The following is a 12,173-nucleotide window of genomic DNA, read 5'->3' as shown; positions in this document are numbered from 1 at the left end:
TTACTGTTCAGCCTTCAGTTCTGCGGGAATCATGCCGTGAAGGTCACTCAGGTCGGTTACACGGCCCTGCAGCGTTTCGACACCACGGTTGAGGTGCGCGAGGAATTGGTCATAGAGCACCTCATTCGGGTCCTCATAGCCCTCCTGGAGGAGACGCTCACGAAGCAGCGCCATATACAGCGCATCATGCTCGCCAAGGAGTGTGAATCGATTGAATACCTGACCGTCATTGTCGTACTCCTCGGGATTCGGAGGCCGTGGCTCGTTAAGCGAGAAACATAGACCAATTCGGGCCAAGTAGTTCGGCGTTAGGCCTGTCGCGCCTTTCAGCATCTTAAGTCGATGCGTGACGTCGCTGTCGATCTGGATTCTGTTGAAGTTGGATTCACTCATCGCTAAACCTCCCTATCTGCCCCTGTGAATTACCCGTTGATGAGGTACTCACGGGGTTGACTTCCTGGACGGCTTCATCTGCATCCTGGTGGAAATATCCAGAGTGGATGTCAGTCGAACCGGTCTCCTCATTGTACTCAAGATAGTACTCCGCTGCCAGGTCATCTGCGAGGAGTTCGTAGTACCTTTCGGAGATTTCGGTGTTTGTCGAGAACAACAACACCTGGTGTGAGGCTTCCGGGAAGAAGTTCTCCACCAGTTTCGAGCGGTGCTCCTCATCAAGCCGACCCAGCGGGGTGTCGATGATGAACGGTAACGGTCGGCCCGAGATGTCTGCAAGCGCCCACAGCATTGCCGTGGCGAATATTTGGCGTTCTCCAGCTGACAGCTGGTCTTGGGCCTTCAGTGTCCCATGGCGGGTCTTCACTGAAATCTCGACCTCTTCTTGATCAATGACGACGCCCTCGTAGAACTCGCTCTTGTTAGATATCGAGAGATAGTGGTCTGTCAGTGTTTCCTCGAGGCGTTCGAGTTTACGCTGTCGCAACCGCTCCTTATATGCTGAGACCGCATTGCGTGTTTTTGACGCAAGGTCGGCACGGTCGGACACGTCCTCGAGGCTGTCGCTTTTTTCTTCGAGCTTCTCGCGTTTGTTCTTTAGGCGACTGAGCGACCCTTCGAGTTCCTCAATGCGATCGTTGCACTCATCGATGGTTTGCTTGATTTTCCCTTTTTCTTCAGTCAGCTCGTTGACATCCTCGAGAATCGGTGAGATGACTGCCTGATTGGGTGCGCGACTGATGTTCTGTTCAACCGCTTGGCGCTCGCGGGTGAGTGTTTCGAGCCGGTTACTAAGCACCCCCATCTTTTGCGGGATCTCTTCGAGCGCTCGATCGACAATATCGAACATCTCTTCGCGCTCATTTTGGGAGAATTCGCGGGAGAGCCGATACCCGTCGTCGTCATCGACAGCAAGTCTTTCAGTCAGCCGCTGACGAAGATGAGCGACCACCGTAGCCGTGGTTTCCCCATCAACGTCGAGGTCGGCAGCGAGCTCGTCGACGTCGTCGACGCTGGCGAGCTCGTCGACAACTCGCTGTTGAGCAGCCTGTTTCGTCTCGGCCTCTGCTTCGGCGGTAAGGCGATCTTGCACGCGTCGGCAGAGGTCGGGAGCTAGCGCGAATGGGTAGGCACCTTGCGCGAGCTCCTGAATCTCCGTTTCAACGTCCTCGATCTCTTCGGTGATTTCTTCGCGGCGCTCTTTGAGATCATCCCGCTTCCGTGCGAACGCCCCTCCTTCCTTGGCGAGTTTTTCTTCGAGTCGCTCAATGTCCTCGTTTAGTTCCCGAAGTTCGGCCTGAGCGTCGGTCTTTTTGACCTTTGTCTTTTTCAGTTCTGTTTCTGTGGCGTCGATCTCCTCGTGCACCTCTTCAAGCTCATCGCCGATTTCCTCGTGGCCGCTTTCGTTTAATTTCTGAGACAGGTAGAGCGATAAGTCGGCATCGAGACGGTCGACCAGGTCCAACCCGAGAAGTGAGAATAGTGATTTGGTGAATTCGTCGCCACTTTCGATAGCGCTTGCGAGTTCTTGGACCTTTTCGCCGTCAAAGAAGAACAGTTGGGAGACACCCGGCGGGATGAGCTCCTTGAGGAAGTCTTCCCACTGGTCTTCATCAAGGTCGGTCAGGCTCCCACCGTTGCGCTTGATTTGTAGGTCCTCGACGATGCTTTTTCCACGATCACGCCACGACCGTGTTACCTCGTAAGAGTTAGTCTCTCCGAGGTTTCCGTACTCGAACCGGAGGGTGATGGCTGCCTCTGTAGCCTGTTCGCCACCAGATTCGTGGAGTTTGCCGCGGATTTTCTCTTTGTACTCTGCTTCGGAGACGCGGTCACCCAGTGCACTCCGTCCATGGAGGCAAATCTGGATCGACTCGAACAGTGTCGTCTTGCCGGCGCCGTTGATCCCTCCAAAGAGGATGATCGGTCGGTCGGGGTCAGTGTGTAGGTCGAGAGAGTTTGTACCCGCATATGGGCCGAAGTCTTCGAGGACGATTTGTTGTAACTTCATGGATCAGGCTAGTTCGTCGTATGAGAGTTCATATTCCCAGCGGTCGGCGTCCTCGCCGTTGACATCGGCAACGATCTCTTCGACGGAACGCCAATCTTCACGGAACACCTTATCAATCTCAGTGTAGATAGACGAGCGCCGCTTCATACCGTGGTGCTGAAGCTCCGTATCGAGCAGTTTCTGTAGCAGTTCAGGTGGGAGGTCATGCTCCGCACAGACTTCACGCAACACTTCCTTCTCTTCGGCACTGAACGACCCGAGGTCGTCCGTCACCCAATCGAGTGACTCGCCAGTTGCTTCTTCGTAGATTTGTGGTACCGAATCCTCCCAGTCGGATTCCTCCGTGCGCCATAGGCGACGAATCTCCTTCAACTCGGGCTTCCTGATGAGGTCGAGATGCTCCATCTCCTCGCCACGCCTTTTGTTGACCTCGACTTCGGTCTCCAGCAGTTTACGCAGAAGGTGCTTACGGAACTCGAGTTTGTACGCCCGGGGGATAATCCCGGTCGACCCATTGTCCTTCTCTCGAACATATCCGTGCCGTCGACCCTTCATTTCCCGATATTTGGGCTTTTCATCGGGATCTTGTGTCGATTTAAGCAGATCACGGAATTCAAGTAACGGCTCCATCCACTCATCACCGCCATCGATCATGTTCTCCATTGCCTTGTCCTCGGAGACTACCGTACACGTCCAACAGCCGAATCGGCTGTTCCCACATGACGGCGTCGACGTGTCAATCACCATCGGACATTCGTCGTCGGCTTCCTGGTAAAGTGCCGCTAGATCCCGGTTGTTCTTACCCCACGGCGATTCGACCGAGAGCAAGTATGACCAGACGTCATCAACTAAGAAGTCCTCAATCGGTGTGTAGACAAATGCATTGGCGAACTTCGAGTGCCGCGAGAGCACACTGCCGTCGATGCTGTGCAGTTCCATTACCTGTTTCCGGGTCGCACTCTCGGACTTCCGGGCACCGAGTACGACAATAACCTCACCGTGCTCCGACACTTTCTCGCGGATGAAGTTGTCTGCCGGGTCGATTTTGAGGCGGTCGGTACACCAGCGGAACGTCTGGTTTGGCGCCGGGTAGCCCCGACCGAGGAGGTTCACCCAAAACGAGTCCGAGACCTCCGGGTAGACCTTGTGTGCCTCGAACGGTAGGTCTTCCTTTTCAGCGTATTCGTTGATATTCGATAACGTGGAGGTTATGTGGTTGACGATTTTCGGCGTTTCGACCAGAGTATCACTCGATATGACGTAAATCGGCTTAGTCTGCTGGTCGTCGTCAAGTTCAGCGATTGCATACCAAATGAGTTGGAGAGCAGTCGTTGAGTCTTTGCCACCGCTGTACCCGATTACCCACGGACGGTCATCTGCAAGGTAAGTTTCCTGTATCTCTTTGTGAATCTCGGATAACTCACGCTGGTCAAACACTGATACCTCATCTGGCTTTTCGTCCCCGGAGTCAGCCTCTGAATCGGGTACCTCATCTGTGCTCGTACCCATAGTAATCTTGGATAGTCCAAGTCATCCTAGCAATAAAAAGTCTCCCCTCTGTCCGTCGAGAATTACCGCCAGATCGAGGCGGGGTGGGGGTGTAGTCTCACTACACGAAGTATTTATAAATAGTCACGACCCAATTCATAGATAACATATGGCCGAATCCAATGGTCAATCTCTGACCTTGGCAAGCCTCAATCTCGAGCGGAGTTACCGTACCGGTAGTGACCCGCTCAATAATTTCTACATTCCCTGCCTGTCTGTAGCAACAAAGTATGACCGTGCGGCCGGATTTTTTGATAGTAAGTCATTAGCCATCGCGGGTCGTGGTGTCGCTGGACTCATTCAGAACGGCGGGCAGATGCGGTTACTGACCAGCCCACGGTTTAGTGACGATGACCTTGAGGCACTTAGGGCCTACACCGGCGACATCAGTGACAGCGACATATTCGAAGCTGCGCTCCAGCGAGGCGTCGGTGGCAATAGTCCCCCCGAGGATATCGAGAAGTATCTTCAAACAGACCGCTTTAGGTGTCTTGCGTGGTTACTCGACGAGGGGAAATTAGAAATCAGAGTTGCCTACATGCCGGACGATAAAGAGAGAGACCCCTTTCGTCTCTATCACGAGAAACTCGGGATTATTGGTGACGATGACGGAAACCGCGTTGCCTTCTCTGGTTCGCTCAACGAGACGCAGGCCGGGTGGACGAAGAACTACGAATCGTTCGACGTATTCCGGTCCTGGATGTCTTCTGAGGATGTCCGAATTCAAGACAAGCAGGACGCCTTCGACCGCTTGTGGAACAATGACGACCCTGAGGTCGACGTCTATCCCCTCCCAGACGCAGTTAAACAGTCGGTGACGGAACGAAGTCCAGAAACAGTCGACGGGCTACCGGCGCTTAATCTCTTTCTGACAGAAGAGGGACGCCAGCAACTTACTGCGGCTACCAGCAACGATGAAGATGATGGAAAGGACCTATGGCCGCACCAACAGGAAGCCATCGACTGGTGGAAGGCCCACAATTACCACGGGCTATTCGCCATGGCGACTGGGACTGGGAAAACATATACGGCCCTTCGGGCCGCCCGCCTTGAGGCCGACACCCGACTCACGATAATCGTCGTCCCAACGAAAGTCCTGGTCGACCAGTGGTTAGAGGATCTGTCCGACGTCTTTGGCCCCGATACTGCGGTGCTCGAGTGCACTGGGCGCGAAGAATGGCGAAGCTCTATCCTCGGCATCGTAGACCCGTATCGGATTGGCGATGTCAGCGAAATCGTCAAAGAAGACCGAACGGTCCTGATAACGACACCACATACCGCCTCCACCGACGCGTTCCGGCGAGCTATTGCCCACACCCCGCCACAACGCTTGCAAATCATCATTGACGAGGTCCATGGTATCGGGTCTGCACAGTTCCGCAAAACATTAGAGATCGATGCTGGGCGGCGAATCGGGCTTTCTGCAACCCCGAACCGCCAGTGGGATGAAGAAGGTACCAGGGCGATTTACGAGTATTTTGGCGGCCACGAACCATTCCGGCTGAGTACCCAGGAGGCTATTGAAAACGGCTATCTCGCTGAGTATGAATATCATCCGCTCCTCTGTGAACTGAGCGCCGAAGAGTTCGATGAGTACCTCGCGTACACGAATGAACTTGGGGCCGTTGAGGCGCAGCTCAAAGCTAGCGAGTCGCCTTCCGACCATCTGTATCGGCGTCGTAAGCAGCTCCTTAGAGAGCGGGCTCGAATCAAGAAGCGGGCAGTCCAGAAGCCTGCTCGATTCGGCCAGTTCCTCGACAGCGAACATCCTACACCAGCGATTGTGTTTTGCGAAGATAATGAACAGATCGACGAACTCGAGGACGAACTCAAACAGCGTAACAAGCGCTACGGTGTCTATGTCTCTGACCGGGAAGACGAACAGGCAAACGCCTTCCACAAGTTCGAAACCGGCGCGATCGAGTATCTGTTGGCAATCAAGTGCCTCGACGAGGGGGTCGATGTCCCTGATTGCCCAACGGCGGTCATCATCTCCAGTTCAACTAACACCCGAGAGTTCATCCAGCGTCGTGGTCGGGTGTTACGAACCTCGGACAGCAAAGACCACGCGGTCATCTACGATATGTTCGTCCTCCCGGGGATCAATGCTCAGCCAGGTGATCACACGGCACAGAAGATCATTACCCAGGAACTTCGGCGTGCCAAGCTGCTGATGGACGCTGCACGGAACAGCGACGAAGCGGAAGTACAACTCGCCGAGGAACTGGAAAGTTACGGCAAGGGATTTAAGACACTCGTCTATGCCATTGAGCCCCCCGACCCGTTCGACCCCGAGAAGTTAGATTTCGCAGAGACAACGTAAGTGCGACCCGACGCACCCCTTTGCCGGCCGCCACATGTGGGGAAGGTTTAGATAAGCACGTTTCCTTGGGTTGGATATGAATTACGGCGACGACGGCGTGGATGACGAAGAGATCCACCGCCTGATTGAAAAGTACGCCGAAGAGCACGGAGTCCCTGCGGGATTACTGATGGAAATCTATGATGAGGAAAGCAAGGTTGTTGGGATGGACCGACGCTCGTCAATCCTCAAAGATGTGAGCAGCGCTCTCGAATCCTACGTTGACGACTTTCAGCTAGAATGAAAATTACTCGAATCACCCTGGAGAATTTCATGCCGTTCTATGACAAGGTCAGCATGGACCCGTTTACCCAGGCCGAGAAACCCCTCGTCCTTGTTAAAGGGGAAAACGACACGGGGAAGACGTCACTGCACACCGCAATCAAGTACTGTTTTCACGGCGTCGATAACCGATCGAAACGCGATAGCTTCATCAACCGCCAGGCGGCGACGGAAGGTGATGGGACCTCCAAAGTAGAGATTTCTTTTGTCGACGACGACGGCGACGTTTACACGATCGAGCGTGGTGTTAAGTTCAAGCAAGTCGACCACGAAGACGATCGTGCTGCAGAGAATTTCTTCCTCCGTGTGAAAGATGCAGAAGGCGACGTGATCGTCGGCGACGACGAACGACGCGATGCATATAGTCGATTTATCAACCAATTTATTCCTGAAAACGTCGCTGACTTCTTCTTCTTCGATGCCGAGCAACTCGAGAAATTTGAGGAAGCGAATGATGAAGAAGTCCGAGAGGCGATCGAAACAGTCCTTGGTATCAAAGAAATAGAAAACGCAGTTAGCGACCTGAAAAGCCGCGGGAAAGAGTACGAACGGAAGTATTCGAAAATCGAGTCGACAGTCTCGGAAGTTGAGAAGCTCCAAACCGAATTGGATGAAGTTCACGATAAGAAAGAGCAACTCGAAGGAACGAAAGGTCAAACAGGCAAAATCGAAGAAACGAAGGCCAAGCTTGAGACGAAGCGTGTCAAACTACAGGACATCCGTGGTGAACTCGAAACAATCGAGGCGGGAGATGACAAACGCGACCAATTAGATACGGTATCTGAACAGTTAGAGTCAGTCAAACGGGACCTGGATGACAAGTTGGCTGAACGGAACACTCTTCGTCGCCGAGCTGGTCCGCTCCTCGGGGCGGTTTGCGCTGGCTGCATTCAACAACTCTACGCAGTCGAAGGGACAGCGAGCGAGGCAGCTGTCATCAACGACATACTGGATAATCGTGAAGAGTGCTTGTGTGGCCTCAAGCTGGAGGAAAACCCTGAGCATAGAGAGACTCTGAAAAAACGGTGGCTCGAGCTCCAGTCGACTGAGCGGCGAAAGATGGCTGAACTCATCGAACAGGCCAAAGATAACCTCAATATTGGTCACCGCAAAGAACTGGACCGATATCAGAGCCTCCAGCGTGACATCCGACAGTACAAACAGCGGCATGAGGAACTGTCCGAAGAGAAGGCCACGCTTGAGTCGGAGCTTGAGTCGATTGAACGCTCACACCTCTCCGAGCTGAAAGAGCAAGAAGACGAACTTGTCGAAGAAATAGAAGAGTTAGAAAGCGAACTCGAACAGTACCAGAAGCGGGTTGGCGAACTCGATAGTAAACTCGAACAGCTCCGGAGCCGCATTCGTTCACAAAAACAGGTCTCTGACGAAGAACAGCGCCTGCAAAAGCTGATCGAACTGACAGACCGTTGCCGGGCGGCCATGGAGGATGTCCGGGCCGAACTCGTTGATACACGCCGCAAAACAGTCGAGAAATATGCCTCGGAGACATTCTTAGAGCTGACTAACCGTCCGAACTATTACCGTGGGCTGAAAATCACTGAGAGTTATGAACTCCGCGTACTAACTGAGGAATCGGAACGCACAATCGCCGAGCAGCGCCCGAGTGAAGGCCAAAAACAGATCATTGCCTATGCTTTCATCGCTGGTCTCAGCGAATATGCAACGCGCAACGCGCCGGTTGTTGTTGACACCCCTATTGGACGCCTTGACCCGACGCACAAGAACAACCTCCTCGATTATTATCATCATTTCAGCGACCAAGTCATGATTCTCTACCAACCGAACGAGCTGGAAGGCAGTGACATTGAACGTATCGCTAATCGGACGTCGAAACATTTCGCCATCGAGCATCGCGATGAGAGCCAGACTAGTTCGACCATCGTCGAAGAACAACTTTCGATCGAATCGCTCGTGGGGGATGACTAATGGTTCGAACACTGAAAACCGCTCGGCAGGATGTTTATAAGCGCTTGGTCGAGAACGATGAGAACGACGACGCCATCTTCAAATACAACTACGAGCTTTTCAGCCTTGGTGCAATTTTCGGCTTCTTCCACGGCGATCGGAAAACGGACTATGAAGGGTGGAGTCAGGACTTTGTCAATACGGCGGACATCAGTAACGATGAACATCGCCAGACGATTGATCTGGTTTACCAGTTGGTAAAAATCGAGACAGGCGAGGTTGAGGAGACAGCAGTTTGGACCGCCGTCCTCGAGTATGCCGACCGTGGTGTCGAACTTATTGACGAGTCGGTCACCACACAGGAGGACTTCGACTTGGTCGGCATCGTCCAGGGTGCCCAGCCTGAAGAGTGGGAAACTCGCCTCATCAATTCGGTTGGTGACCCCAACGAGTTAGAAGGCGTTCGATCACGGTCCTAGGCAACTCAACACTTCATTTTTCAACATACCACAACAGACCTTGTGAACTCCGAAGGACTGGAAGGTCGGACAGTATCGCTGAGACAGCAAGCATGTATATACCAACGCGAGAAGTCCAGAAACATCAGTCTCGTCGGCACCTCATGATATTCAAGGCTGCCTACGAACGAGCGTATCGTAGAGGCTGGCCCGAATCCGGCGACCTGCGCAGGTCAAGAGGGCCATTGTGTACAAGAAGCGGATGGGGTACCACACGATGGAGGATTTAGCAACCCTTGCGCAAATGGTGGCACGGCCGGAATCCATTACTACGTCGTGGGTTCGGTGGACAAACCAGACGTTTTCAGAATTCGAGAACTCCGGACGCTGGAGGAACTCATTGGTCGCGATGCAGTAATCTCTAAAATTTGGGTGGACCAAGGCCAAATAGGGAAAGGAATTCGATCCACGGGCGCTAGAAGGCCTTTCATCGCACAACCTCGTGGCGTCTCGGGATGATTTTCGGCGATACTCCCGACCGAACTGAAGAAAGAGCTCCACTAATGGTGTGTTGAACAGCAAAAAGTGATACAGAAGTAAGCCCGATTGACAATCTTACCAATCGTCCCGATCCGGCTACAGATCCATTCCTGACAGGGATAATTAATAGGGCGACCGGTCGTACCGTTCTTATGAGAGGAATCAGCGGACTCCAGGGCTACACGTCGATAAAAGAAACGAAGCAGTCAGTACCGGAGTGCCCGGACTGCGGCCACGTTCACGAGGAGATCACGTATAACCCTGATTTCGCATGCCCGGACTGCGGGTCGGTGTTCAATGCCGGCGACCACCAGACGCCGACAACGCTGGAATACATCGAATGCGCAGGCTGTCAAAACGGTCAATTTATGTACACTATCTCCGACGACATGCGCGTGATCGAGTGCACGCAATGCCGGAACGTCGTCGCTGTCCAGCACGAGGGGGATTTCCTCGGCCCCGACTCCGTGATGAAAGGCGTCTGTAATGGTGATGAATTCGTCATGCCGGACCACGAACTCGAGCGGATTGCTGCCCGGTTACTGGTCGGGTTAGCACAGAACGATGATTCATCGTTCCGGCAGTCGAACCCGGAGGTCTTCGAGTACCTGATCAAATGCGCCGATGGCCAGCCGTGCGGCTACCTCACATGGAATACGCCGGCAAAGCTCGGGTTTCCGCTCCTCAACCAGATCTGGGTCCATGAAGACTACCGGCACGAGGGACACGCCCGCTCCCTAGTCGAAACATGGTGCACGGATCACATCGACGAGGAGGACATGTTCTTCGTGGAATCACCGTCGACAGCGGGCGGAGCACTGTTCGAATCACTGTCGGACGACGAGGGCGCGATCTTCGGCAAAAACTGGAAAGTCGTCAACACCATGTAACCGTCACTGGCGCACAGTCGCGATTTCAGTAGTGGTCGACGCATCGGGAACCCCCCCAGGTCCGTGCCTCCTACTCGATGCATCCCTCGTCCACGAGATCGTCCAGCAGTTCGCGGAGTTCCTTTTGCTTCATCGTACGTGTTTACCTCGAAGGTTCAACCGCAGGCACAGCGTGAGTTCGTGAAATCATCTCGTTGCTTTTGACGACGCGCTTGAGTTCTTCGTAGGGGTTGCGTCCCTGCTGGCGCCACGTCGCCAGCAGGGACAGCAACGTCTCATGGACGAACATGCCACGCTCATTCCGGAGCGTGCCGATAATTTTCCGAAGGACGACTGGTTCACGAAGCGCGTTCTCTGCGGCGTTGTTCGTTGGCGAGATCGCTGGCTCACCGACGAAGGTGAGCCAGTGATCGATCCCGCCTTCGATCTTTCCGAGCAGTGTTGCCACTGGCTCGTCCGCTACTGATCGCTCAACGAGCGATCTGAGCCCGCTCTCGCTTGATCGGTGCATCTGTGCTCGCTCACGAGTAGTTGGGTCGGTCTCCAGCCAAGCCTGGAGACCGACGTATGTCTGCCTGAGCTTCCGGTAAATCGGTTCTGCGTCCTCAAAATCCTCAGCTGCGTCTTCAGCTTCTCGGAGAATGTGTGCCCAACACCGCTGGAGGTTGCTGCTGAAGGCCGGATAGGCTGTCCAGCCGTCACAGACAACCGTTCCCGGGAAGTCCTCGCCGAGGACTTCCACGGGAACATCATGTCCGCGACTCTCTCTGACCGCATATAGCGTATGATCCTCGGTCCTGAACGTCCAGATCCACGCCTGTTCACCGTCGCGTTTGACGCCCGTTTCGTCCACGTGGACGACGTCAGCGTCTTTGATTTGCTGGCGGATCTGTTCGTACTCGCAGCGACCGGCGCGCGCAGCGCGCTCGGTCGCGTGCCACGCGGATGCCCCCGAGAGTTCGAGTCCATGCAGTTGCTCGAAGCGATCAGCGATCTTTCGGTAGGGAAGACGATAGTCGTACCGAGAAAGTGCTGACTGAGCAATGACGTTCACCCCGAACTGCCCCTCATCGGGGCAGTCGGGGTGTGAAGCAACAGTCTGGGTTCCACAGGAGTGGCACTCGTAGTAATGGCGGTTGTACTGGGTGACTTCGGGAGGCTGTGGATTAGGAACCTCCTCGACGAGTCGGGGGCTGACGCCCGCCGACTCGTCAAAGTGTTCGCCACACTCCGGACAGCAATCACAGGTAACCTCGAGCTTTTGATCTGGGTTCGGTGCGGTTCGCCACTCGGGATCGTGTCCGAGATTTCGACCAGGACTCCCACCGTCAGTACGCGGTTGTTCGTCGTCCTCGTCCCCATCGGACGAGGACGACTTCTCTTGATCTGATTGTTCCTTGCTCGGTGGTGTGTGTGGCCCTTCGTACCACCGGAGTTTGGCTCTCAACCGCTTGTTCTCCTGTCGCAGCTGTTCGTTTTCTTCTCGGAGCTGTTCAACTTCTTCCTCGAGTGAGACAAGGCGGGCAAGGATCTTCTCCTTGGTAGGATCAGAGGAGGTCATGAGCAGGCAGGACGGGATGGTCTCCTGTCCGGAGACCATCCCTTGGTAGTGGACTCATTTGCCTGCTGCATTGATCTACTACACCAGTTGGGTGGCCTCTCCGAGAGACTAACGAAATCGATCCGGGGCTAAACACATACGC

9 protein-coding genes are annotated in these 12,173 nt (G+C 54.2%); 5 read left to right on the top strand and 4 right to left on the bottom strand.

The annotated features are described in order from the left end of the window. The 3 genes from dndE to dndC are packed head-to-tail and all read right to left on the bottom strand — an operon-like array spanning nt 1 to nt 3,973. Nucleotides 1-393 carry a DNA sulfur modification protein DndE gene (gene dndE, locus BSG17_RS22280; RefSeq protein ID WP_089827594.1) on the bottom strand — a complete coding sequence of 131 codons (393 nt, stop codon included), beginning with the start codon at nt 391-393 and terminating at the stop codon, nt 1-3. Next, nucleotides 386-2,464 (bottom strand): DNA sulfur modification protein DndD, encoded by a 2,079-nt coding sequence (dndD, locus tag BSG17_RS22275; protein WP_089827593.1) that lies wholly within the window; start codon nt 2,462-2,464, stop codon nt 386-388. The genes dndE and dndD overlap by 8 nt, the downstream gene beginning before the upstream one ends. 3 nt (nt 2,465-2,467) lie before the next feature. After that, nucleotides 2,468-3,973 (bottom strand): DNA phosphorothioation system sulfurtransferase DndC, encoded by a 1,506-nt coding sequence (gene dndC, locus BSG17_RS22270; protein ID WP_211609285.1) that lies wholly within the window; start codon nt 3,971-3,973, stop codon nt 2,468-2,470. A 148-nt stretch (nt 3,974-4,121) separates the two neighbouring features. On the opposite strand from dndC, the gene BSG17_RS22265 reads away from it, so the two are divergent. The 5 genes from BSG17_RS22265 to BSG17_RS22245 all read left to right on the top strand — a co-directional run bounded on the left by BSG17_RS22265 (nt 4,122) and on the right by BSG17_RS22245 (nt 10,470). Next, complete coding sequence (locus BSG17_RS22265) at nt 4,122-6,335, top strand: DEAD/DEAH box helicase family protein (protein WP_089827592.1); 2,214 nt, start codon at nt 4,122-4,124, stop codon at nt 6,333-6,335. Nucleotides 6,336-6,411: 76 nt separating this feature from the next. Beyond that, on the top strand, nt 6,412-6,618 hold the full coding sequence (locus BSG17_RS22260) for a DNA modification system-associated small protein (RefSeq protein ID WP_089827591.1): 207 nt from the start codon (nt 6,412-6,414) through the stop codon (nt 6,616-6,618). Continuing rightward, nucleotides 6,615-8,603: an AAA family ATPase gene (locus BSG17_RS22255; RefSeq protein ID WP_089827590.1), complete on the top strand. Its 1,989-nt coding sequence runs from the start codon at nt 6,615-6,617 to the stop codon at nt 8,601-8,603. Before BSG17_RS22260 ends, BSG17_RS22255 begins: the two co-directional genes overlap by 4 nt. After that, the gene (locus tag BSG17_RS22250) at nt 8,603-9,061 is read left to right on the top strand and encodes a hypothetical protein (RefSeq protein ID WP_089827589.1); all 459 of its coding nucleotides are present in this window, start codon (nt 8,603-8,605) and stop codon (nt 9,059-9,061) included. Before BSG17_RS22255 ends, BSG17_RS22250 begins: the two co-directional genes overlap by 1 nt. 671 nt (nt 9,062-9,732) lie before the next feature. Beyond that, nucleotides 9,733-10,470, top strand: coding sequence for a hypothetical protein (locus BSG17_RS22245; RefSeq protein ID WP_089827588.1), 738 nt, complete (start codon nt 9,733-9,735; stop codon nt 10,468-10,470). 142 nt (nt 10,471-10,612) lie between these two features. Here BSG17_RS22245 and tnpC read toward each other — a convergent pair whose 3' ends face one another. After that, nucleotides 10,613-12,031 carry an IS66 family transposase gene (tnpC, locus tag BSG17_RS22240; protein WP_089827638.1) on the bottom strand — a complete coding sequence of 473 codons (1,419 nt, stop codon included), beginning with the start codon at nt 12,029-12,031 and terminating at the stop codon, nt 10,613-10,615. Between the last annotated feature and the right edge of the window lie 142 nt (nt 12,032-12,173).

Source organism: Halogranum amylolyticum (assembly GCF_900110465.1).
In the GTDB taxonomy this organism is placed as follows: Archaea; Halobacteriota; Halobacteria; order Halobacteriales; family Haloferacaceae; genus Halogranum; species Halogranum amylolyticum.
The sequence above is the reverse complement of the archived record's forward strand: the minus strand, read 5'-3'. Positions and strand labels throughout refer to the sequence as shown.

Coding starts and splice junctions, on each gene's coding strand:
- BSG17_RS22265 (WP_089827592.1), top strand. CDS start 4,122: ATGGCCGAATCCAATGGTCAATCTCTGACCTTGGCAAGCCTCAATCTC.
- dndC (WP_211609285.1), bottom strand. CDS start 3,973: ATGGGTACGAGCACAGATGAGGTACCCGATTCAGAGGCTGACTCCGGG.
- BSG17_RS22255 (WP_089827590.1), top strand. CDS start 6,615: ATGAAAATTACTCGAATCACCCTGGAGAATTTCATGCCGTTCTATGAC.
- dndE (WP_089827594.1), bottom strand. CDS start 393: ATGAGTGAATCCAACTTCAACAGAATCCAGATCGACAGCGACGTCACG.
- dndD (WP_089827593.1), bottom strand. CDS start 2,464: ATGAAGTTACAACAAATCGTCCTCGAAGACTTCGGCCCATATGCGGGT.
- tnpC (WP_089827638.1), bottom strand. CDS start 12,031: ATGACCTCCTCTGATCCTACCAAGGAGAAGATCCTTGCCCGCCTTGTC.
- BSG17_RS22260 (WP_089827591.1), top strand. CDS start 6,412: ATGAATTACGGCGACGACGGCGTGGATGACGAAGAGATCCACCGCCTG.
- BSG17_RS22245 (WP_089827588.1), top strand. CDS start 9,733: ATGAGAGGAATCAGCGGACTCCAGGGCTACACGTCGATAAAAGAAACG.
- BSG17_RS22250 (WP_089827589.1), top strand. CDS start 8,603: ATGGTTCGAACACTGAAAACCGCTCGGCAGGATGTTTATAAGCGCTTG.